Raw genomic sequence first — 21,339 nt, forward strand, 5'->3', positions numbered from 1 at the left:
GGGCAAAAAAAAGAGGCCGGACATCTGTCCGGCCTCCCTGGAATCGATTGTCTCCGCGCGGGGCGGACATCGTCACTTCGTGCTGCCGTCGGCGTTGTACTGCGACAGATAGGCGATCACGTCCGCGCGGTCGTCGTCCTTGCGCAGGCCGGCGAATGCCATCTTGCCCTTGGGAATGACGTCCTTCGGCTTTTTCAGATAGGCGTCGAGGGTTTCCATGTCCCAGGTCTTGCCCTCTTCCTTGCCCTTGAGCAGGGACTTGGAATAGCGATAGTCCTCGACTTCGCCCCAACCGCGTCCAACGACGCCGTTCAGCGCCGGGCCGACCTTGTTGCGGGCGTCCTCGCCAACCGCATGGCAGGCCATGCACTTGCGAAACACTTTCTCACCGGCGGCTGCATCGCCTTCCTCGGCGACTGCATTCGCCGACAGGGCCATGACGGCAGCTCCGGCAAGCAAAAAAATCCGTTTCATAAGCTTCTCTCCCGAGACTCTCGTGTGCAACAGGTGGGACCGATCGTGCCCGCGTTCCTGTGTTCAATACCGGCGAACACTACCACGATCCCTCGCGACGTCACCCCTGACGGGCACTTTGTCGCATTTGAATCCCGCCACAATGCGGCTGGCAAACGCTCATTCCGCGGCAGCCGGCTCGGCTTCCGGCAGCGTCAGCCAGTCGTCCAGCCCCTGATCCCAATAGGGGGCCGGCCCATAAAGCTTGGCGAGAAAGTCGATGAAAACCCGAACTTTGGCCGGCAGGAACCGCCGGCTCGGGTAGACCGCATGCAGTCCGACGTTTTTCGAAGCGCGATACTGCGGCAGCACGATGCGCAGCTTCCCCTCGCGCAGCTCCGGACCGATGTCCCAGGTCGAGCGCAAGGCCACGCCGAGCCCGGCCAGAAGCGACTCGCGCACCACCTCGCTCGAGTTGGTGCGGATCGGTCCGCCGGTGCGAAGCATCTCGGTGCCCTGCGGTCCCGAAAGCCGCCAGACGTCCTGCTGGGTGGTGGCCAGACAGGCGTGATTGGTCTGAAGATCTTCCACCGAGGTCGGTGCGCCGGCACGCTTGAGGTAGTCCGGCGCGGCGCAGAGGATGCGATGGACCGGGGCCAGGCGGCGCGCCACAAGGCTGCTGTCTTCGAGCTCGGCGATGCGAATCGCCAGGTCGTAGCCTTCGCCGACGATGTCGATGAGTTCGTCGGAGAGGTCGAGATTGACCGACAGGTCAGGATTGTCGGCAAGAAACGCCGCCAGATGCGGTGCGATATGCATGCGCCCGAAGGACGTCGGCGCGCTCACCTTCAATGTGCCGCGCGCCATTGCCGAGCGGCGGGTGACGAAGGCTTCCGCCTCTTCGACGGAGGCGAGAATCGCAACGACGCGTTTGTAGTAGCCTTGGCCGGCCTCGGTCAGCGCGAGCTGTCGGGTGGTGCGTTGGAGAAGCCGGGTGCCGAGCCGGTCTTCCAGCCGGCGCAACCGTTTCGAGACGACCGCCGGCGACAGGCCCATTTCCCGGCCGGCAGCGGACATGCTCCCGGCTCCCACCACCCGCGCGAAGATTTCCATGTCGGGAAAACTGCTCATTTTCAACGCACCGGAATTTGTTTTTCTCTGTCTTCAACGATTTATGGATGCCGTTCCGTCTGCCAAATTCGTGGACGCACACGTGCTCGACGCGGCCCGGCAAATGTCCATACTGTGCTCTATTGTGTCTGTACGCGCACAAAATGCGGGCGGATTTGTTTTCGTCGCAGCAAATGCAAATCAGGGAGGATCGCTCGATGAGCGGGATAGTCATGCCCAGGCCCGACGGCGACGTTCTCGAGCGGCGGGGCGAGATCGTGGCCGCTCTCAAGCGACTGGTTCCGGGCGAGGGGGTGATCGATGCCGCCGTGGAGATGCGCGCCTATGAAAGCGATGCGCTGACGGCCTACCGGCAGCTTCCGCTGGTCGTCGTTCTGCCCGAGACCGTGGAACAGGTCTCCGCCGTGCTGCGCTATTGCCATGAAAACAGCGTCAAGGTCGTGCCGCGCGGCGCGGGGACTTCGCTGTCGGGTGGGGCGCTGCCGGTTGGCGATGGCGTGCTTCTCTCCATGATGAAGTTCAACCGGGTGCTCGACATCGATCCCGCCAACCGGGCCGCCGTGGTGCAGCCCGGTGTCACCAACCTGGGCATCACCCGCGCGGTGGAACACCTTGGCTTTTATTATGCGCCGGATCCGTCCTCGCAGATCGCCTGTTCGATCGGCGGCAACATCGCGGAAAACTCCGGCGGCGTGCACTGCCTGAAGTACGGTCTGACAACCAACAATGTTCTCGGGCTGGAAATGGTGCTCGTGACCGGAGAGGTGATCCGCCTCGGCGGCAAGCATCTCGATGCCGAGGGCTATGACATTCTGGCCCTGATGACCGGCTCGGAAGGACTTCTCGGCGTCGTCACCGAGGTTACCGTGCGCATCCTGCAAAAGCCGGAAACCGCACGTGCCGCGCTGATCGGCTTTCCCACAAGCGAGGACGGCGGGCAATGCGTCGCAGACATCATCGCCGCCGGCATCATTCCCGGCGGAATGGAGATGATGGATGAACTGGCGATCAACGCGGCGGAGGATTTCGTCAACGCGGGATATCCGCGCGACGCCGGTGCGCTCTTGATCGTCGAACTCGACGGGCCGGAGGCCGAAGTCGATTACCTGCTGGGAGAGATCGAGGCGATTGCCCGGCGCAACAAGGCCAGTTCGCTCAGGGTGTCCACCAGCGAGGAGGAACGCAACACCTTCTGGGCCGGGCGCAAGGCGGCCTTTCCGGCGGTCGGGCGCATCTCGCCCGATTACCTGTGCATGGACGGCACCATTCCGCGCAAGGCCCTGCCGGACGTCCTGACCCGCATGCGCGCGCTCGGCGAGACCCACGGGCTGCGTTGCGCCAACGTCTTCCATGCCGGTGACGGCAACCTGCATCCGCTCATTCTCTACGATGCCAACGAGCCGGGGCAGCTTGAGGCGGCCGAGGCCTTCGGCGCGGATATCCTCAAGCTCTGCGTGGAGTTCGACGGTGTCCTCACCGGTGAGCATGGCGTTGGGATCGAGAAACGCGACCTGATGCCGGAAATGTTCACCGAGGACGACCTGAAGCAGCAGCAGCGGGTCAAATGCGCTTTCGATCCCAAGCAATTGCTCAATCCGGGAAAGGTCTTCCCCGTGTTGCACCGCTGCGCCGAGCTTGGCCGCATGCATGTGCACAAGGGGCAATTGCCGTTTCCCGACATTCCCCGTTTCTGAGGGTTTCATTCGATGTCAGACAGACTGTCACCGCGCAGTGCGGAAGAGGTTCGCGATGCCGTGCAATGGGCGGCGGCCGAAGAGCAGCCGCTGGAAATTCTCGGGACCGGATCCAAGCGTGCGCTCGGGCGACCGGTTCAGGCGGCCCATGCGCTGGATCTCTCGGCGCTCTCCGGCATTGTGCTTTACGAGCCGGCCGAACTGGTGATTTCGGCGCTTGCCGGCACGCCGCTCGCCGAGATCGAGGCGGCGCTTGCGGAACACAACCAGGAGCTTGCCTTCGATCCTCTCGACTATGGACCGCTGCTCGGCCAGACCCCGGGCGCGGGAACCGTGGGCGGCATGATCGGCGCCAATCTCGCCGGCTCCAAGCGGCTGAAATTCGGCGCCGCCCGCGATCATATCCTTGGCATGGAAGCGGTTTCGGGCCGGGGCGAGATCTTCAAGTCCGGCGGCCGTGTCGTCAAGAACGTGACCGGCTACGATCTGCCGCGCACGCTGACGGGCTCCTGGGGAACGCTTGCGGTCGCAACCCGGATCACGCTGAAGGTCCAGCCGACGGCGGAAACGGAAGCGACTTTCGTCCTTTCGGGATTGAACGCCAGCGCGGCGACTGAGGCGATGACCGCGGCGATGGGGTCGTCCGCGGAGGTGTCCGCCGCTGCCCATCTTCCGGCCGACATCGCCGCCGTTTTGATGTCGCACGGCCATGCGCTGGGCGGGCCCGCGACGCTTCTGCGCCTGGAAGGCTTTGCCACCTCCGTCGACTATCGCTTCGCCGCGCTCAAGGCCCTGCTGCAGGGCAACGGGACGGTGTCGCGTCTCGAGGCGGAGGCCTCGCGCGCGCTCTGGCGCGACGTGCGCGATTGCCGGGCGTTTTTTGAAACGGACGAACCGGTCTGGCGGATATCCGTCGCGCCGACGGCGGGTGCGGACTTCATCGTGCGGATGCAGGCGGCGTTTGCCTGCCGTGCCTATTGCGACTGGTCGGGCGGCCTGGTCTGGCTGGCGCTTCCTGGAGCGGATCCGCAGGCAGACGCGGTGCGCGCGTTCGTTGCCGACGTCGGCGGCGGGCATGCGATGCTGGTGCGCGCGCCCGCGCCGGTGCGCGCCTCCGTCGACGTGTTCCAGCCGCAACCGGCGGGGCTTGCGGCCCTGTCCGCGCGCATCAAGGCGCAGTTTGATCCGCATGGGGTTCTCAACCCCGGACGGATGGGGCCGTGACGGCATGACGCCGCTGGCGGTGCTTTCGTCACGGCCGTTCCGGACGGCGCAGGGCGCTCGCTCCGGAACGGGGTGGGAGAACGCGTTGGCGCGGATCGCGCGCCGGGCGCTAGGAGTTCTTCTTCAGCCCGGCGTTGCATTTGACCGGAACCGTATAGGTCATGCCGTCGCGCTGATTGGTGGTGTTCTTGATCGACCACTTGTTGTTCTTCGCCTTGTTCTTGCGCGCGGCGACCGCGTCGAGTTCGAAATAGGCACGCGCGTTGATGCTCCAGGTCTTGGCGAGCACGGCGGACTTGCGCATGCCCTTGGCCCTTTGCTTGGCGAGGTTGGCCTCGCAGGCCTGTTTCGGCGACGGACCCTGCCAGGCGATCCTGGCCGTCGGGACCACCGGGTTGGCATTGATGCTGACGGTGCGCCTGGTGCCCGACCCGACATCGCGATTGGCGAAGGACTTGCTCCAGAGCCCGCCGTCGCTTTCGAAGTAGCGCACGCCCTTGAAGGCGCCGACCTTCATCGCGACGATACGTTCGCCGCTGGTCGCGCGGGCATGGAGCTTCAGCAGGAACCGGTGGCTGGCGCTCTTGATCTTGGTGTAGCCGCCGGCGTTGGCGGAGACTTCGATCGGGACGGCATCGATGCCGTCCCTGGTCAGTTTCACGGTTTCGATCCAGTCCTTGGCGGAGGCCGCGGTTGCGAGCGAAACGAAGAGCGTGGATGCGATCAGGATCTTCTGTGTCGTGTTCATTTTGAAAACTCCAAGGCGTGTGTGTGCCTCGCCTTGGGAAGAAGCTTTAGGGCAAGCCGGCTGAACGCACTGTGACGCAGGTCTCAATCTGGCGTTCATGTTCGACGGGACGCCGCAATCGCCGATGGAAAAGGAACCGGGTCGGATGCAGACGAATTTCTCGATTCACCAGCTGGCCGATCCGCATGTCGCGGAATCCGAGAAAATCCTGCGCAAATGCGTGCATTGCGGCTTCTGCACGGCCACCTGCCCGACATTCGCGCTTCTGGGCGACGAACTCGACAGCCCGCGCGGGCGCATCTACCTGATCAAGGAGATGCTGGAAAACGACCGTCCGGCGGACGCGCGCACGGTGAAACACATCGACCGCTGCCTGTCGTGCCTGTCCTGCATGACGACCTGTCCCTCGGGGGTGCACTACATGCATCTGGTCGACCATGCCCGCGCGCATATCGAGCAGACCTACCGCCGGCCGCTGGCCGACCGGGCGCTGCGCGAGCTGCTCGCTTTCGTACTGCCGAAGCCCGGCCGGTTCCGTCTGTCGTTGATCGCGGCGTTCTTCGCCCGTCCCTTCGCCGGCGCGTTGAAGGCAGGCGGCGGTCCGCTGAAGCAGATGGGCGCGATGCTGGAACTGGCGCCGGCCCGCGCGCCGGTACGCTCGACCATGGAAGGTCCGGCGACATTTCCCGCAAAAACGCCGGCCCGTGCCGGGCGCGTCGCGTTACTGTCCGGCTGCGCCCAGCCGGTGCTTGCCCCGCATATCAACGACGCAACCATCCGGCTGCTGACGCGAAAAGGAGTTGAGGTGGTGCTGCCGAAGGGCGAGGGCTGCTGCGGCGCGCTCGTCCATCACATGGGCAAGGAGGAGCGCGCGCTCGCCGATGCACGGCGCAACGTCGATGCCTGGACGGCGGAGATCGAGGCGGGCGGACTGGACGCGATCCTGATCACGGCGTCGGGGTGCGGCACCACGGTGAAGGACTACGGTTTCATGCTGCGCGAAGATCCGGCCTATGCCGACAAGGCCGCGCGCGTGTCGTCGCTTGCCATGGACATCACCGAGTATCTGGCGACGCTTTCGCTCGGCGAGCCGGAACGGATACCCGCTCTCACGGTCGCCTATCACTCGGCCTGTTCAATGCAGCACGGGCAAAAGATCACGCGCCAGCCGAAAGAGCTCCTGAAAGCCGCCGGATTTGCGGTGAAGGATGTTCCCGAAGGTCATTTGTGTTGCGGCTCCGCCGGCACCTACAACATCCTTCAGCCGGATCTGGCCCGCCGGCTGCGCGATCGCAAGGTGGCCAACATCGAGGCGACGGCACCCGACCTGATCGCAACGGGAAACATCGGCTGCATGACGCAGATCGGCGGTGGAACCGCGCTTCCCGTGGTGCACACGGTTGAATTGCTTGACTGGGTCTATGGCGGGCCGGTTCCCGAACCGCTTGCCGAGACGCCTCTCGCCGGCCGCACGGAGCGGCGCGTGATGGAGGCGGCCGGATAGCGCGGACGGTCGCCTCAGTTCTTCTTGAGCCGGTAGCTTTCATGGCAGGACTTGCAGGTCCGGCCCATCCGCTTCAGCGCTTGCGCCAGCGCTGTGCGGTCGAGGCTTGCCGCGTCGCGCTCGGCCAGCGCGGCGGCCGCGGTCGCAAGGTCTGCGGACTTGTCTTCGAAATCGGCGAAATCCGTCCAGATTGTGTCTCGGGCCTCGCTCACGTCCGACAGGCTGCCTTCGGGGAACTGATCGGGAACCCTTCGCGCGTCCTCTGCGACCCGCGCGCCGATTTCCTTTGCGGCCGTGCCGTCGACCTCGTTGGACTTCACCATGGCGGCGAGCGTCTTCAGTTCCCTGGCAATCGCCGACATCGTCTCCATTCGCTCCTTGACGATGCCGGTGGCACCCTGGTGGGCAACCGCGGTCACGGTCGCGAGAATGACTGTCGTTGCAATGACGCAGGCGCCAAGGCGCGCCGGCCGCATTCGGCAGGTCGAAAAGGGAGAAAATCGCATTCTTCGCAGAACTCCATGGGTTGATGGGGAACTCCATGCAAGTGACGTAACGGAAGATTGCGTGAATTCAGTCAGTTTCTCAAGGGGTGGCCGACGCGATGGACGACATCTCGCCGGAGGAGGTCATTGTTGAGTGCACCAGGTGGGTGTAGGCAACGCTCAGCATGGAAACCGCAATCAGGAGTGCGATGACGACGCCCAGCGACACGGGTGCGCGGAGCTTTTGCTTTAGACGGTCGAATGTCGTCGCGCGGACGGCGGGCGTCGGCGCGGCGCGAGGCGCTTCGGGAGGGGCCGGGACCGAAGCTGTCTCGTTTGCAGGGTGCGGAAGGGGGGCGGTTGCATCGACGGCGACTGCGGGGGGGCGACGGTGGATCTCAAGCGCATAGCCGATCCTGGCCAGATGGATGTGCACCGGCTCGCCCGCGCCCGCGCCGGCGAAGTGCTTGCGAAGCACATTGCGCAGCCGGGAAGCATTCACGCGCACGATCGGGTTCGACCGCGGATTGAAATTGTCATGCTGGTCGAAGACGGCCTCCGCCACGACCGCCTCGCTCAGGGCGTCGGGGTCCGCGTCGAGATGCGCCTCGACGAGATAGACGAGCAGACGGCTGATTTTCGGGGCGCGTGCCAGAGCCGGCACCGCCAGCAGACGCTGCAGGGCTGCGCGGACGTCGTCGGCCGCGAGCGGATTCGTTTCGATCGTGACAGGCGTGGACGCCTGCCGATCGCGTTCTGCCCCATGCGTCGCCATAGGCTCCCCGATAATGGCGTAAAGCTGCCAACTGCGATTGGCGTCGAGCGACTATAGGGGTTTTTTACAAGGGTGCAAATCGCCAGACGCGCGACGCGTCTGGCTCGCTTTAATGGGCCGCCTGCAGAGCGGGGGCGGTCCGGACATTTGCGCGTCGAAGTCCTAGATGACCTTGACCCGGGCGCCGACCGGCACGCGGTTGTAGAGGTCGGTCACATCCTCATTGCGCATGCGGATGCAGCCCGAGGAGACGGCCCGGCCGATGGTCCAGGGCTCGTTCGAACCGTGGATGCGGTAGAGCGTGGACCCGAGATACAGCGCGCGCGCGCCGAGCGGGTTGCTCGGTCCGCCGGGAACGAAGCTTGGCAGGTTCGGCTGCCGCTTGCGCATTGCCGCGGGAGGACGCCAGTCCGGCCACTCCGCCTTGCGCGACACGGTATGGGTGCCGGCCCATTCGAAGCCCGGTCTGCCGACGCCGACGCCGTAGCGGCGGGCAAAGCCGCCCTTTTCGACGAGATAGAGATAGCGCTCGCGCGTGTCGATAACGATCGTGCCGGGCTTTTGCCGCCCGTCCCAGGCGACCGTTGTCGGCAGGAAGCGGGGATCGATGCTGCGTTTCGCCGCGCGGCGCGGAGTGGCGACCGTCGGAGCCGAGGCCCGCACGGTGCCTCGCCGGACCTGGCGCCCTTGGCGGGGCAGGGGGCGGCTCGTCACCGCCGGCCGCATCGCGCGGCGGTTCGGCTGAAGCTGCAACACCCAGGGCTCGGTAAGGTCGGGACTGAGGAGAAGCGGCGGCGCGCCGGCGCCGCTTCGGAAATCCGCTTGCGCGGATGAGACGAACGGGGCGCAGGCAAGCGCCAGCGCCATCAGGACTATTCTGGATCGGTGCATCGACGTACTTGCAACCTCTTCGCCGGGACACGGGGCGCGCATGTGTGACCCCCCTGTCGAACCCGGTCGAACAAGACCGGCGGGGCCCGCGCGTGCCGCAAGGATAGGGCCGGCGAAAACAGCAATCGTGAATCAGGGTGCGGTTCGAAGGGGCTTTTTGTCCGCGTGGTTAGCGCGCGGTTTCCAGACGTGGTCAACGAAATCTGAAGACCGCCGGTGAGGCGCGCGCTGCCGTTAACCCCTCAGTTCACCAGCGGCCGGATCTCGCGGACGATGGAGGGCAGCAGCGGCTCGACCTGGGCGGGGCGCATCCCGGGGCGGATGCGCCGGTGGTAGAGCATGTTGAGGATGTATTTGTCGAAGGAGGTGAACCGGCTGTGGCGCGAGCGGTCGTTGAAGACCGAATGGGCAAGGGCGGGATCGTCGTTCATCGGTCCCAGGCCCTGCAGAACCTCTTCGACCAGGCAGCGGCGAAACAGAAAGTCGCCCTCGTCCGAGACGATCACGGCGGCCGACTGCGAGATGCCGCTGCTGTCGGACACGACCCTTACGAGACAGCGGCCCGGAACATCGGCGCGCGGATCGTTGTAGATCCGGTTGCGCACCACATCGCCGTACTGGCTGCGGTCGACGATATAGATGTGAAAGTTTGCGTCCTCGGGCCGCGACACGATTGTCGTTGCCAGGCCGCGCACGCTGCGCCCCAGCGTCCCGATGAACCGGTAGGCGACGGGCTTGCGGTCGCGCCGCGCCAGATTGTGGACATAGAAGCGCACCGGGCCGACGTATTTCTTGACCAGATAGGGTTGCCAGCTCCACGACCGGTACTCCAGCCCGAAGACCGTTTTCATGAAGCCGCCGATCAGTTCCTCGGTCGAGAACGTATAGGAGGCCGCTTCGGTCCGCACGACCGGCGCCGACAGGCCCAGGAACAGGCTGACAATGAGGACCGACACGGCGGTTCTGACGATGCGCAAGGGCTGTTTCCGGCTCCGGGTCACGCGATGATCGGCGATCATCGTCGCTTGAGACCATACAAAAAGGAACGGCGCAGCGGAACGGGAAATCGCCGTGCGCGGATCGAGGCTTGTGGCCGGCGGCGGTCCGGCGTCGCCTGCGGTATTGCGCAAGTGCGAGGCGCGGGAACATTTCCTTAAACCTCGTCGTCTATACAGGTTTTCCATGCACGGTGGCGCCCGGCCCGAGATGTGGAGACGGACAAAACAATGACGGCGACAAGAAGAGCTTTCAGAGCCGAAAGCCTATTGCACAAGTCGGATGCCGCGCGCCTCGGCGACGGAGCCAGCGGTCAGCAGCATCAGGAACTCATGGCCGAGATCGCATCGATCAAGGCCCTGATTCGCCCCACCGAAGAGGTCGGGCAGACGATGCTCGAGAGCTTCAAGTCGGAGCTTGGCGAAGCGTTCAAGCTCAAGGCCGAACTCGACTCCATGTATGAGGCCATTGCCAAGACAAAACGCGAGATCGCGACCCTGCACAACACGGCAGGATCCGAGAGCCAGGACATGACCCGCGTCACCAACGAGCTCGATGCCGTTGTGATGGGAACGGAAGGGGCAACCGAAGGCATCCTCTCGGCAGCCGAGTTTATCGACGAGACCGCGAACACCTTGAGCGCGCGCCTCTCGGGTCAGGACGCGGAGCTGGCCAGCGACATCCAGGAGAAGGTCGTCCAGATCTTCGAATCCTGCAACTTCCAGGATCTGACCGGTCAGCGCATCACCAAGGTCATCAACACGCTGCGCTTCATCGAGGACCGCATCATCTGCATGATGGATATCTGGGGCGGGATCGAGACCTTCAAGTCGATCGAGCCGGACAGCCGGCCGGAGGTCGAAGGCGACGCGGCGCTGCTCAACGGCCCGTCACTCGATATCGATGCCGGCGTTGCCAGCCAGGATGACATCGACGCGCTCTTCGCGTGATCCCGTCACGAGACCGAATACGTTGCGCTGGGTAAAGGCTTCCCCGCTCCGACAGCGCGACGCAGCTCTCCAATGCCCTTGCTTGATTGCACGGGCATTGGAGTCTAGCATGAACAAAACGGGAACTCTTGAGGGTCGATGCGCGCGATCGTTCGTAAGGCCCGCGCGGTCCGCGCATTTGAACCGAAACGGACGGAGACGGAATGACCGACGGGGAACTGGGCAAGGGGTTGTTGCGCGGCGAGGACGGGCTGGTGCGCTGCTGGTGGCATGGCAACAAGCCGGATTATCTCGCCTATCACGACGCGGAGTGGGGGCGGCCGATGGCCGATGACCGCCGGTTGTTCGAGAAGGTCTGCCTCGAGGGCTTTCAGTCGGGTCTGTCGTGGCTGACGATCCTGCGCAAGCGCGAGAATTTCCGCTCAGCCTTCGCCGGGTTCGACGTTGACCGGGTCGCGGAGTTCGGGGAGGCCGACATTGCCCGGTTGCTTGGCGATGCAGGCATCGTGCGCCATCGCGGCAAGATCGTCTCCACCATCAACAATGCGGCGCGCGCCCGCGAGTTGCGGGACGAATTCGGCTCGCTCGCGGCCTATTTCTGGCGCCACGAGCCCGGGCCCGAGGACCGTCCGGAACGCTGCGACCATGCCAGTCTCTCGGTCCTGGCGCAGACACCGACGTCCAGGGCGCTGTCGAAGGATCTCAAGAAACGGGGCTGGAGCTTTGTCGGCCCGACAACGGTCTATGCCTTCATGCAGGCCATGGGGCTCGTCAACGACCATCTCGAGGGCTGCTGCATGCGCGCGACGGTTGAGGCGCAGCGAAATGCGTTCCGACGGCCGGGTCGTCTCCCCGGGGGCGGTTTGTAGTACGAAATGCCCAAAACATTGCGTTCGCGATTTTTATTCGGCTATTTTGACCTCTGGATTCGGTCAGGACGTCTTTGCCTCCCGCCGGGGCATGCGTCTGGAGCCGGACCGCAAAACAAACAACAGGCGCTGTAAAACAAGGCGCCCCTAGGGGAGGTTCCACGATGAAACTTGCGCGCATCGCTGCCGGTCTGGCGGTTGGCGTCGGCCTTGGCATGGCATCGCTCATGTCGTCGGCCCTTGCGGAAGAGACCACGCTCCGCATCACGCTGCAGCTGCCGATGAAGAGCCATCTCGGCCAGAACGTGGCCCTCTTCAAGGAGAAGGTCGAGGCGCTGTCGAACGGCGACGTCTCCGTCGAGATCTATGATTCCGCCCAGCTCTACAAGGACAGCGAAGTCCCGCAGGCCGTCGGCTCCGGCGCGATCGAGATGGGCGTGGCATCGCTTACCCGCTATGTCGGCGACGTCCCGGCCGTCGATTTGTTCTACATGCCGTTCCTGCTGAACAACGAAGAGCTTGTTCGCAAGGCCGTTGCGCCGGACAGCCCGGTGCGCGCGCCGCTCGACGAGGCGATCCTGGGCACCGGCAGCCGCGTGTTGTGGTGGCAGGCCTATGGCGGTGTCGTGCTTCTGTCCAAGGACGCGCCGCTGAAGACACCGGCCGACATCGAAGGCAAGAAGGTGCGTGTCTTCGGCAAGACGCTCGGCGAGTGGATCAAGGCCGCCGGCGGCGCGCCGACGCTGATCTCCGGCTCCGAGCAGTATATCGCCTATCAGCGCGGCACGGTGGATATCGGCATGACCGGCGTGTCCGGCGTGAAGAGCCGGCGCCTGTGGGAGGTGATGGACACGATCACGGTCACCAACAACGCCGACATCGAGTTCATCGTCGTCGTCAACGAGGACTTCTGGCAGGGCCTGCCCGAGCAGCACCGCGCGTGGATCACCCAGGCGGCGCGCGAGGCGGAACAGGATGTGCGCGACCGCATGGCCTCCATCGAGGCGGAAGCCTATGCAATGGCCGAGGAGAACGGCATGGCCGTCTACGAGCTGAGCGACGCGGAAGTCACGGCCTGGAAGGCGGCGGCCCAGCCGGTCTACGACCAGTTCGCCGCCGATGCCGGCGATCTCGGTCAGCAGGTGCTGGACGCGGCGCGCAAGCTCGCCGAATAGGCAAAGCAGGCTGTCCCGTGCCGGAGCGGCGTTGCCGCTTCGGCCGGTTCCTTGCCGGGGCGGCGCGTCCGCTCGGGCCGCCCCCTGTGACGGACCACTCACTCATGTTGCGGATCATCGACAGCGCTTCGCGCTTTGCCGGCCTGATTGCGGGCTGGGGCTATTTCCTCATCGCATTGATGCTCGGATACGAGGTTTTCATGCGCTATCTCGGCGACCCAACCATCTGGGCGGAGGAGCTGTCGCGCATGTTCCTGATCTGGGCGACGTTCGGTGGCGCCGCGCTGTTGCTGCACCGGCGCCAGCACATCGTGATCACGCTTCTGACCGACAACCTGTCGCCGGGCGCGCGGCGGGCGCAGGAACTCTTCGTGCTTGCCTTCATCGTCGCCCTGTCGGGCGTCGTCGTCTATTTCGGGTCGGGCATCGCCTACGATTCCTTCGCCCGCGGACGCACCACCGGCTCGATGCTCGACGTGCCGGCCTGGTGGTCGCAGGTCTCCATTCCCGCCTGTTTCGCGCTGCTGGGCCTCCAGGCCCTCGCCGAGGCCGTGCGGGTTGCGCTCAACGGCATCGACACCGCCGCGCCGCAGCGCATCGATCACTGAGGCCGCCGACATGACATCCCTGCTCATTCTCGCGGCGCTCTTCGCGCTTCTTCTGGCCGGTATCCCCGTCGCCTTCGCGCTGACCGGCCTCGGTTTCGGCCTGCTTGCAGTCGGCGGCTTCTCGCCGCTGATGGTGCCCCAGGGCCTGCTGTCTTCCGCCGACAGTTTCGTGCTGGTCGCCGTGCCGCTGTTCCTGTTGATGTCCAACGTGCTCTTGAAGGGCGGCGTCGGGCGCGATCTCTTCGCCGCGGTCCAGGCGTGGGTCGGGCACTGGCCCGGCGGGCTGGCCGTCGCCACGATCCTTTCGTGCGGCATCTTCGCGGCGATTTCCGGCTCCTCGGTCGCCACCGCCGCAACAATCGGCACCGTCGCGATCCCGGAGATGACCCAGCGCGGCTATCCGCGCCGCTTCGTGCTCGGGCTTCTGGCCGCCGGCGGCACGCTCGGCATTCTCATTCCGCCCTCGATCCCGATGATCGTCTTCGGTGTGATCACCGAGGAATCGATCATCTCGCTGTTTCTGGCCGGCATCGGTCCGGGGCTCTTGCTGATGGCGCTCTTCATCGGGTGGTCGGTGCTTTATGCAAGCTTTGCGTCCGATTACCAGCCGAGCCCCAGGTCGAGCTGGGACGAGCGTCGCCGGACCGCGATCCGCGCCTTCCCGACGGTCGTTCTGGCCGCCCTCGTGATCGTGGGTATCTACACCGGCCTGTTCACGCCGACGGAGGCTGCGGCCGTCGGTTTCATCGGCGCGCTTGTCGTCGTCGGCGTCATCCTGCGCACGCTCGACTGGTCGAAGTTGCGCGATGCGGTCGCCGAGGCGATGACGACGACGGTCGCGATCCTGCTGATCGTTGCCGGCGCCAAGGTCTTCGGCAAGGCGATCACGCTCTACCGGATCCCGCAGGACATCTCGATGTTCCTGTCGGAGCATATTTCCTCCGCCGGCATGTTCGTGCTTCTGGTGGCGCTGGTGCTTCTGGTGATGGGCCTGTTCCTGGAGGCGCTGTCGATGATGCTGATCATGGTGCCGGTCCTGTCGGGGGCGCTCTTCGCGCTCGGCATCGATCCGATCTGGTTCGGCGTCTTCTTCGTCGTCATGGTCGAATGCGCGCTGATCACCCCGCCGGTCGGGCTCAACCTCTATGTTATCCAGGCGGTCGGCAAGGCCACCATGGGCGAGGTGTCCTCCGGCGTCTGGCCCTTCCTGGCGATCATGCTGTTCAGCGTTTTGCTGATCTTCTGGTGGACCGACCTGGTGCTCTATATCCCCTTCAAGATGTAATCCTGTCCGGGCGCGCGGGATCTGCCGGCGCGCCCGCCACGAAAGGCAAAGACGATGACAACCCCCGCCGCGCGCCTGCGCGCCCATCTGGCCGCGACCCCGCTGACCGTGATGCCCTGCTGCTTCGACGGCCTGTCCGCGAGGCTGATCGGCGATGCCGGCTTTCCCGTCTCCTTCATGTCGGGCTTCTCGGTGTCGGCCGCGCGCATCGGTGCGCCGGACACGGGGCTGATTTCCTATGGCGAAATGGTCGACCAGGGCCGCAACGTCTGTGCGGCGACCTCTGCGCTGATCATCGGCGACGGCGACACCGGCTATGGCAACGCCCTCAACGTCAAGCGCACGGTCAAGGGCTATGCGCAGGCGGGTTTCGCCGCGGTCATGATCGAGGACCAGCTTGCGCCCAAGCGCTGCGGCCACACCAAGGGGAAGCTTGTCGTCTCGCGCGAGGAGGCCGTCGACCGTATCAAGGCGGCGGTGGACGCGCGCGAGGAAGGCTCCGACATTCTCATTCTGGCCCGCACGGACGCGCGCCACGGACACGGGTTGGACGAGGCGCTGGAGCGGGCGAGGGCGTTCAGGCAAGCCGGTGCCGACCTCCTCTTCGTCGAAGCCCCGCATGATGTCGCCGAGATGGAATTGATCTGCCGCGAGGTGCCCGGCTGGCACATGGCCAATCTGGTGGAAGGCGGCGCGACGCCGATGTTGCCGCATGCCGAACTGGAACGGATCGGCTACCGGCTTGCGGCCTATCCGCTGACGCTGCTTTCAACCGCGATCAAGGCGATGCAGGCGGCTTTGGCCGAAATGGCGGCCGGACGTCACCCCGACGACGCGCTTCTGCCTTTTGCGGATCTGCGCAAGGCCGTCGGTTTCGATGCCTATTACGCTGAAGAAAGCCGCTACGCCGACAAGCGTGATTGACGGGCCGGGCCGCAATCCTGGAAGAAACGCACGCCGGCTGATCCGCTGCGTTTCACCTTGCGTAATGTTTTCTGAAAGCCGGAGGACGACGGCCGTTCCCGATCCGCCGTCAACCACCCGAATCCGGCTTTTCGGGCGGTCCACCCCGATCGGCCACCCGTTTTGGAGGTCGCTCTCCCCCGGAGCGGCCTCCTTTTCAGGTGCGCTTCAGCCGCCGCCAATGGCCATCGGCGGGGCCTTCGCCGTCCATCCGGTCGCCTGGTCGTAGGCTTTTGCGACCTGCAAGACGCCGACGTCGTCGCGCGGGCGCCCGATGATCTGAAAGCCTGTGGGGAGGCCCGCGGCATTGAAGCCGGCCGGAACGGATACGGCCGGCAGCCCCAGCAGGCTGACCCCGACCACGGTTTCCATCCAGCGATGATATGTGTCCATGCTGCGTCCGCCGATGTCCTTCGGCCAGTCGAGCGTGACGTCGAAGGGAAACAGCTGCGCGCTCGGTGCCACCAGATAATCGTAGCGTTCGAACAGCCGCAGCACGGCGCGATACCAGGCGCTGCGGGCGGCGCTCGCGTCCTCGATCTCGGCCTGCGACAGTGCGCGTCCGCGCTCGATTTCCCAGATCGCGGCGGGCTTCAGCTTGTCGCGGGTGGCCGGCGCATCGTAGAGCGCACCGAGTTTCGCTGCCACGCGCCAGCTTCTGAGGTCGCACCAGGATTGCCAGATGCGCTCCGGGGCAAAGCCCGGGCCGGTCTCTTCCACTTGCGCGCCCAGCTCGACCAGTCGCGTCAGCCCGTTGCCGACGAGATCCAGAATCCCGTCCTCGAACGGCAGGTATCCGTCGAGATCGTCCAGCGAGCCGATGCGGATGCCCTGGACCCTTGGCGCAAGCGGTCCGGCAAAGATGCTGCCGTCGCCGTCGAGCGACTGCGGTGCGCGGGGGTCGTAGCCGGCCTGAATGGAAAGCAGCATGGCGAGATCGTCGACATCGCGGGCCATCGGGCCGTCGGTCGCCATCGTGTCCATGAAGAGGTCCGGTGCAGGGCCGGACGGCACGCGGCCATAGCTCGGGCGCATGCCGATCACGTTGTTGAAGGCGGCCGGATTGCGCAGGGAACCCATCATGTCGCTGCCGTCGGCAACGGCGAAGATCCGTGCGGCGATTGCCGCCGCCGCTCCGCCGCTGGAGCCGCCGGCGCTGCGCGCGGTGTCATAGGGATTGAGCGTCGGGCCGAACAGCGGATTGGTGGTATGCGAGCCGAGACCGAATTCCGGCACATTTGTCTTGCCGATCACGATTGCGCCGGCTGAGCGCATGCGCGCCACATGGAGACTGTCTTCCGCCGGCACCTGCCGGGAAAACACCGGCGAGCCCATGGTGGTCCTCAGCCCCGCCGTCATGGCGAGATCCTTGATCGCCTGCGGCATGCCGTGCATCCAGCCGCGCGAGCGCCCGGCGGCCAGCTCGGCATCGAGCGTGTCGGCTTCGGCCAGAAGCGCCTCGGTATCGCGCAGCGACACAATCGCGTTGAGTACGGGATTGAGCGCGTCGATGCGTGCGAGCGTTGCCTGCATCACCTCGCGCGCCGACACGCGCCTTGCGTGGATGGCTTGCGACAGCGCGCGCGCCGACAGGGCGGTGATCTCGTCTGCGGTCATGGCGCGGGCCTCCCGTCCCGTGTGCCTTGAGGAGCCAGGGGCTTAAGAGCCGACTTTCTCCGCCAGCGGATCGTAGAGCGGGTTGCTGGTGCCAAACACATAGTCGAGCGTGGTGACGCTCACATGCGGTGCGCCGTGGTCGCGCAGCAGCGTCGCGCAATCGGCGGCGCTTGCGGCGGGGCAGTGCAGGAGGAGGGGCTGGCCGACCTGGGTGCCGAAGGGCGCGATGGCGCCATACTGGTCGCCGGCGGCGCGCGCCGTGAGTTCGGGGGCCGCCACCAGCGCGCGGATCTCGCGAAACCCGCGGGCGCGCTCTTCGGCGGCGATCCGGTCGAGGATGATGCGGGCAAAGGCCAGTTGCTCCGCGCTCCAGCCCGCGCTCAGCGAGGCGACGAGGTTGGCCTGGCTCTTCAGGATGACGCCGTCGTCGAGGATTTTCAGATTGTTGGCGACAAGCGTCGAGCCGGTGGTGGTGATGTCGACGATCAGTTCCGCCGTGCCGGCCGCCGGTGCGCCTTCCGTTGCGCCGGCGCTTTCCACGATCCGGTAATCGGAGATCCCGTGTTCGGCGAAGAACTGGCGCGTCAGCGTCACATATTTGGTGGCGACGCGCAGCCGCTCGCCCTTGCGGGCGCGAAAATGCGCCGCGACGTCGGCGAGATCCGCCATCCTCGCCACGTCGATCCAGGCATCGGGGACGGCGACGACCACATCCGCAAAGCCGAAGCCGAGCGGGGTGACGGTGTGCACGCTCGCGTCCGGGTCGGCGATGCTCTCATGCACCAGATCCAACCCGGTGACGCCCAGATGCGCCTGGCCGTTGGCCAGTTCGCGGGCGATCTCGGAAGCCGAGAGAAAGGCGATTTCCACCTCTGCCGCATCGAAGCGGCCAAGCCGGCCGCGATAATTGCGCGCGCCGCCGGGCTGGCGCACCGGCAGGCCGGCGCGGGCGAAGAAATCGTGCGTGTTGTCCTGCAGCCGTCCCTTGGAGGGAATGGCGATGGTCAATGGCGTCATGAGACCCTCAAATGCGATCCAGCCAGATGGAAAAGCCCGTGGCCGGAATATGAGCCTTGGCGCCGAGCAGCGCCAGCAGCCTGTCGTAGCGTCCGCCGCCGACGATCTGGCCTGCTTTCTTGCGCGAGGCGGAATGAACCTCGAACACGAAGCCGGTGTAATAGTCGAGCCGGCGGCCGAAATCGGCGGCAAACGTCAGCGATGTGTCGGGAATCCCGTGTGCCGAGATGGCGTCGAGGCGCGCGGCGAAGCTGGAAAGCGCCGCCGACAGGTCGAGACCGCTGTCCTTGGCGAAGACCTCGATGGTCTTCACCGAGGCACGCGGGTCGCCGGCAATCGCCAGATAACGGGAGAGCACATCGGCCGCGCGGTCGGTCTCGGGATCGTGGCGGACAAGGGTGGCCTGTTCCAGAAGCCGTTCGGCGATGTCGCTGGCGCTGCGCCCGGCAATCGGCTTGAGGCCGGTGAGGCGCAAGAGCTCCGCGACCGCCGACTGGGCCGTGTCGGGGGCAAGTCCCTCGAGCGCGCGCGCAAGCGCTGCCGCCGATGTGTCGTCGTCGCGCGCTGTCTCGGTGCCGCCGCCGCGCATGGCGCGGATCGCCGCGTCCAGCCGGTCGCGTTCGCCGAAGAGGTCGCCGAGACGGCGTTCCCACACCGCAGGCAGGTTGAGACCGGAAAGCACGGCACGAAACAGCGCCTCGTCGCCGATGTGGATGCGCGCGTCGGTGACGCCGAGCGTCTCCAGTGCGGACAACGAGAGCGCCAGCGTGTCGGCGTCGGCGGCTTCCAGATCGGCGCGGCCCAGACACTCCACGCCGGCCTGCATGAACTCACCCGCCCCGTCCTGGCGCTGGCGAAAGACTTTGCCGCAATAGGAATAACGCGCCGGTGTTTCCGGCGCGCCGCCGTCCAGATGCGCGCGACAGACGGGAAGCGTATAGTCGGGACGCAGGCAAAGTTCTTCGCCGGCGCGGTCGCTGGTGAGATACATGCGCCCGCGAATGTCCTCGCCGATGAGATCGAGGAACAGCCGCGACGGTTGCAGGATCTCCGGTTCCATGGCCGGAAAGCCTTCGGCCTGAAACAGGCCGCGCAGTTTCGCGTAAGGGTCGGGCAGGGTCGTCATGCGCTTTCCCCCGGCGTGCCGCTTTTCGCGCGGTCGTCGGCCTGTTCGGCGAGCAGGCGTTTTACCGTCTCGACCAGTTCGGCCTCGGCCACGCTGATCTGTGCCGGACGGCTTTCGCGCCAGGTGACATTGTCGGCGATCTCGCCGGACAGCCGCTTGCCCTCGATCAGGTCCTTGATCTGGACGACGCCCTCGGCCCGTTCGTCGCCGCCCTGGATGATGGCGAGCGGGCAGTCGCGCCGGTCGGCGTATTTGAGCTGGTTGCCGAACTTCTTCCAGTTGCCCTGGTACATCTCCGCGCGGATGCCGGCGGCGCGCAAGCTTTGCGTCATCGTCTGGTAGCGCGCGAGGCTTTCTGTGTCGCCGTCCATCACGGTGACAAGCACCGGGGCGAGAACTTCGTCGGCTTTCAGCTTGCCGAGGTTCTTCAGCGCGCTCATCAGCCGCGAGACACCGATGGAAAAGCCGGTCGCCGGCACGTCGCGCCCGGTGAAGCGCTTGACCAGCCCGTCGTAGCGCCCGCCGCCGCCGACGGAGCCGAACTGCACGACCTCGCCCTTCTCGTTGGTGACGTCGAACAGAAGCTCCGCCTCATAGACCGGGCCGGTGTAATACTCGAGACCGCGCACGACGGAAGGGTCGACGGAAATCCGGTCGGCATTGTAGCCCGCCGACGTCACGAGGTCGGAAATCAGCTTGAGTTCGCTGAAGCCCGCTACGAATTCCTCGTTGATGGCCAGCTTGGAAAGCGAGGCCGTCTTGAAGGTGAGGTCGTTGCGGTCGTCGATCAGGTCGTCGATGGCCGAGGCTTCCAGGATCTCGATAATCGCCTCGAGGGCGGTGGAGGACAGGCCCGCGCCCTTGGTGAAGTCGCCGCTTTCGTCCTTGCGCCCCTCGCCAAGCAGCAGGCGCACGCCCTCGCTGCCGAACTTGTCGTATTTGTCCATCGCGCGCAGCACGGTCAGCCGGCGTTCTGCATCTTCCGCGTCGCTCAGGCCGATGGCGGCCATCACGCCGTCGAGCACCTTGCGGTTGTTGACGCGGATGATGTACTGGCCGCGCGGAATGCCGAGGGCTTCCATCGTGTCGGCCATCATCATGCACATTTCCGCGTCCGCCTGGACGCCCGGCGCGCCGACCGTATCGGCGTCGAACTGCATGAACTGGCGGAAGCGCCCGGGACCGGGCTTTTCGTTGCGGAACACCCAGCCGGCGCGATAGCTGCGAAACGGCAGCTGGATCTCGTTGATGTTCTCCGACACATGGCGGGCGAGCGGCGCCGTCAGGTCGTAGCGCAAGGACATCCACTGCTCGTCGTCGTCCTGCACGGAGAAGACGCCGGCGTTCGGCCGGTCGGTGTCGGGCAGGAATTTTCCGAGGCAATCGGTGTATTCGAACGCCGGCGTTTCCACCGGATCGAAGCCATAAGCCTCGTAGACGCCGCGGATCTTTGCCAGCATCGCGTCGGTCGCGCGGATGTCTGCGGCGGAGCGGTCGACGAAGCCGCGCGGCAGGCGCGCCTTGAGCTTGTTCGGTTTGGTCTTGGCCATTGGCGTTTGAAGGTCCGTTCAATCGGGAAGGGGCCACGGGTATGCACCTGCGGCCGGTTGCCGGTTTCCTAGACGAAACGGCGGTCTCGGGCAAGGATCGCCGCCCCTTGCGCAGGTCCCGCACTTAACCCTGACGGGCGCTCGCCTGCTTCCGCGCTTGCATTCGGGGACGGTCGGACTATGGTCCCGCGCGAAAACGCGACCTGCGGGCGAGAGCGCCGGCAATGGCCTGTCGCGTCTCTCTCACTGAGGTTAAACGTGCCCATGCCGGTCGACGG

20 protein-coding genes are annotated in these 21,339 nt (G+C 65.6%); 9 read left to right on the forward strand and 11 right to left on the reverse strand.

Going from position 1 to position 21,339, the window contains the following annotated elements:
* Positions 1–72: 72 nt before the first annotated feature.
* Complete coding sequence (locus tag G572_RS0111225; RefSeq protein ID WP_029058559.1) at positions 73–474, reverse strand: c-type cytochrome; 402 nt, start codon at positions 472–474, stop codon at positions 73–75.
* Between the two features lie 159 nt (positions 475–633).
* Entirely contained in the window at positions 634–1,584 is a 951-nt protein-coding gene (locus G572_RS0111230) for a LysR family transcriptional regulator (RefSeq protein ID WP_037546555.1), read from the reverse strand.
* Positions 1,585–1,781: 197 nt separating this feature from the next.
* On the opposite strand from G572_RS0111230, the gene G572_RS0111235 reads away from it, so the two are divergent.
* Together G572_RS0111235 and glcE are read left to right on the forward strand one after the other, a co-directional pair.
* Positions 1,782–3,278: an FAD-linked oxidase C-terminal domain-containing protein gene (locus G572_RS0111235; protein ID WP_029058561.1), complete on the forward strand. Its 1,497-nt coding sequence runs from the start codon at positions 1,782–1,784 to the stop codon at positions 3,276–3,278.
* A 12-nt stretch (positions 3,279–3,290) separates the two neighbouring features.
* Entirely contained in the window at positions 3,291–4,502 is a 1,212-nt protein-coding gene (gene glcE / locus G572_RS0111240; protein ID WP_029058562.1) for a glycolate oxidase subunit GlcE, read from the forward strand.
* A gap of 109 nt (positions 4,503–4,611) precedes the next feature.
* Here glcE and G572_RS0111245 read toward each other — a convergent pair whose 3' ends face one another.
* Positions 4,612–5,250 carry a hypothetical protein gene (locus G572_RS0111245; protein ID WP_029058563.1) on the reverse strand — a complete coding sequence of 213 codons (639 nt, stop codon included), beginning with the start codon at positions 5,248–5,250 and terminating at the stop codon, positions 4,612–4,614.
* Between the two features lie 145 nt (positions 5,251–5,395).
* On the opposite strand from G572_RS0111245, the gene glcF reads away from it, so the two are divergent.
* Positions 5,396–6,754, forward strand: a complete 1,359-nt coding sequence (glcF, locus tag G572_RS0111250) for a glycolate oxidase subunit GlcF (protein ID WP_029058564.1) — start codon at positions 5,396–5,398, stop codon at positions 6,752–6,754.
* A gap of 14 nt (positions 6,755–6,768) precedes the next feature.
* Here glcF and G572_RS25475 read toward each other — a convergent pair whose 3' ends face one another.
* The 4 genes from G572_RS25475 to G572_RS0111270 form a co-directional block, all read right to left on the reverse strand.
* On the reverse strand, positions 6,769–7,260 hold the full coding sequence (locus G572_RS25475; RefSeq protein WP_084650054.1) for a c-type cytochrome: 492 nt from the start codon (positions 7,258–7,260) through the stop codon (positions 6,769–6,771).
* A 79-nt stretch (positions 7,261–7,339) separates the two neighbouring features.
* A complete protein-coding gene (locus tag G572_RS25480; RefSeq protein ID WP_029058565.1) occupies positions 7,340–8,014 on the reverse strand; it encodes a helix-turn-helix domain-containing protein in 675 nt (224 codons plus the stop codon).
* Between the two features lie 162 nt (positions 8,015–8,176).
* The gene (locus G572_RS0111265; protein WP_029058566.1) at positions 8,177–8,905 is read right to left on the reverse strand and encodes a L,D-transpeptidase; all 729 of its coding nucleotides are present in this window, start codon (positions 8,903–8,905) and stop codon (positions 8,177–8,179) included.
* A 242-nt stretch (positions 8,906–9,147) separates the two neighbouring features.
* Positions 9,148–9,882: a DUF2927 domain-containing protein gene (locus tag G572_RS0111270; protein WP_208979089.1), complete on the reverse strand. Its 735-nt coding sequence runs from the start codon at positions 9,880–9,882 to the stop codon at positions 9,148–9,150.
* 249 nt (positions 9,883–10,131) lie between these two features.
* Between G572_RS0111270 and G572_RS0111275 the strand changes: the two genes are divergently transcribed.
* The 6 genes from G572_RS0111275 (at position 10,132) to G572_RS0111300 (ending at position 15,712) form a co-directional block, all read left to right on the forward strand.
* Positions 10,132–10,851, forward strand: a complete 720-nt coding sequence (locus tag G572_RS0111275; protein WP_029058568.1) for a protein phosphatase CheZ — start codon at positions 10,132–10,134, stop codon at positions 10,849–10,851.
* A 203-nt stretch (positions 10,852–11,054) separates the two neighbouring features.
* Complete coding sequence (locus G572_RS0111280) at positions 11,055–11,720, forward strand: DNA-3-methyladenine glycosylase I (RefSeq protein ID WP_029058569.1); 666 nt, start codon at positions 11,055–11,057, stop codon at positions 11,718–11,720.
* A 164-nt stretch (positions 11,721–11,884) separates the two neighbouring features.
* Positions 11,885–12,895, forward strand: coding sequence for a TRAP transporter substrate-binding protein (locus G572_RS0111285; RefSeq protein ID WP_029058570.1), 1,011 nt, complete (start codon positions 11,885–11,887; stop codon positions 12,893–12,895).
* A gap of 104 nt (positions 12,896–12,999) precedes the next feature.
* Positions 13,000–13,503 carry a TRAP transporter small permease gene (locus tag G572_RS0111290; RefSeq protein ID WP_037546557.1) on the forward strand — a complete coding sequence of 168 codons (504 nt, stop codon included), beginning with the start codon at positions 13,000–13,002 and terminating at the stop codon, positions 13,501–13,503.
* 10 nt (positions 13,504–13,513) lie between these two features.
* Complete coding sequence (locus tag G572_RS0111295) at positions 13,514–14,788, forward strand: TRAP transporter large permease (RefSeq protein WP_029058572.1); 1,275 nt, start codon at positions 13,514–13,516, stop codon at positions 14,786–14,788.
* A 54-nt stretch (positions 14,789–14,842) separates the two neighbouring features.
* Complete coding sequence (locus G572_RS0111300; RefSeq protein ID WP_029058573.1) at positions 14,843–15,712, forward strand: isocitrate lyase/PEP mutase family protein; 870 nt, start codon at positions 14,843–14,845, stop codon at positions 15,710–15,712.
* A gap of 207 nt (positions 15,713–15,919) precedes the next feature.
* Here G572_RS0111300 and G572_RS0111305 read toward each other — a convergent pair whose 3' ends face one another.
* From G572_RS0111305 to hisS, 4 genes are read right to left on the reverse strand one after another with little or no spacing between them, the layout of a single operon-like run.
* Positions 15,920–17,368, reverse strand: coding sequence for an amidase (locus tag G572_RS0111305; RefSeq protein WP_029058574.1), 1,449 nt, complete (start codon positions 17,366–17,368; stop codon positions 15,920–15,922).
* A gap of 42 nt (positions 17,369–17,410) precedes the next feature.
* Positions 17,411–18,385 (reverse strand): ATP phosphoribosyltransferase, encoded by a 975-nt coding sequence (hisG, locus tag G572_RS0111310; RefSeq protein WP_029058575.1) that lies wholly within the window; start codon positions 18,383–18,385, stop codon positions 17,411–17,413.
* 7 nt (positions 18,386–18,392) lie between these two features.
* Complete coding sequence (locus tag G572_RS0111315; RefSeq protein WP_051242205.1) at positions 18,393–19,511, reverse strand: ATP phosphoribosyltransferase regulatory subunit; 1,119 nt, start codon at positions 19,509–19,511, stop codon at positions 18,393–18,395.
* Entirely contained in the window at positions 19,508–21,061 is a 1,554-nt protein-coding gene (gene hisS / locus G572_RS0111320; protein WP_029058577.1) for a histidine--tRNA ligase, read from the reverse strand. The genes G572_RS0111315 and hisS overlap by 4 nt, the downstream gene beginning before the upstream one ends.
* Positions 21,062–21,339 lie beyond the last annotated feature (278 nt).

The sequence above is a fragment of the Stappia stellulata DSM 5886 genome, from assembly GCF_000423705.1.
GTDB lineage: Bacteria > Pseudomonadota > Alphaproteobacteria > Rhizobiales > Stappiaceae > Stappia > Stappia stellulata.

Bases quoted from the DNA above. Each gene is read 5' to 3' on its own strand.
- hisS (WP_029058577.1), bottom strand. From the start codon at position 21,061: ATGGCCAAGACCAAACCGAACAAGCTCAAGGCGCGCCTGCCGCGCGGC.
- glcF (WP_029058564.1), top strand. From the start codon at position 5,396: ATGCAGACGAATTTCTCGATTCACCAGCTGGCCGATCCGCATGTCGCG.
- G572_RS0111265 (WP_029058566.1), bottom strand. From the start codon at position 8,905: ATGCACCGATCCAGAATAGTCCTGATGGCGCTGGCGCTTGCCTGCGCC.
- glcE (WP_029058562.1), top strand. From the start codon at position 3,291: ATGTCAGACAGACTGTCACCGCGCAGTGCGGAAGAGGTTCGCGATGCC.
- G572_RS0111290 (WP_037546557.1), top strand. From the start codon at position 13,000: ATGTTGCGGATCATCGACAGCGCTTCGCGCTTTGCCGGCCTGATTGCG.
- G572_RS25475 (WP_084650054.1), bottom strand. From the start codon at position 7,260: ATGCGATTTTCTCCCTTTTCGACCTGCCGAATGCGGCCGGCGCGCCTT.
- G572_RS0111275 (WP_029058568.1), top strand. From the start codon at position 10,132: ATGACGGCGACAAGAAGAGCTTTCAGAGCCGAAAGCCTATTGCACAAG.
- G572_RS0111225 (WP_029058559.1), bottom strand. From the start codon at position 474: ATGAAACGGATTTTTTTGCTTGCCGGAGCTGCCGTCATGGCCCTGTCG.
- G572_RS0111285 (WP_029058570.1), top strand. From the start codon at position 11,885: ATGAAACTTGCGCGCATCGCTGCCGGTCTGGCGGTTGGCGTCGGCCTT.
- hisG (WP_029058575.1), bottom strand. From the start codon at position 18,385: ATGACGCCATTGACCATCGCCATTCCCTCCAAGGGACGGCTGCAGGAC.
- G572_RS0111235 (WP_029058561.1), top strand. From the start codon at position 1,782: ATGAGCGGGATAGTCATGCCCAGGCCCGACGGCGACGTTCTCGAGCGG.
- G572_RS0111245 (WP_029058563.1), bottom strand. From the start codon at position 5,250: ATGAACACGACACAGAAGATCCTGATCGCATCCACGCTCTTCGTTTCG.
- G572_RS0111315 (WP_051242205.1), bottom strand. From the start codon at position 19,511: ATGACGACCCTGCCCGACCCTTACGCGAAACTGCGCGGCCTGTTTCAG.
- G572_RS0111295 (WP_029058572.1), top strand. From the start codon at position 13,514: ATGACATCCCTGCTCATTCTCGCGGCGCTCTTCGCGCTTCTTCTGGCC.
- G572_RS0111300 (WP_029058573.1), top strand. From the start codon at position 14,843: ATGACAACCCCCGCCGCGCGCCTGCGCGCCCATCTGGCCGCGACCCCG.
- G572_RS25480 (WP_029058565.1), bottom strand. From the start codon at position 8,014: ATGGCGACGCATGGGGCAGAACGCGATCGGCAGGCGTCCACGCCTGTC.
- G572_RS0111305 (WP_029058574.1), bottom strand. From the start codon at position 17,368: ATGACCGCAGACGAGATCACCGCCCTGTCGGCGCGCGCGCTGTCGCAA.
- G572_RS0111280 (WP_029058569.1), top strand. From the start codon at position 11,055: ATGACCGACGGGGAACTGGGCAAGGGGTTGTTGCGCGGCGAGGACGGG.
- G572_RS0111230 (WP_037546555.1), bottom strand. From the start codon at position 1,584: ATGAGCAGTTTTCCCGACATGGAAATCTTCGCGCGGGTGGTGGGAGCC.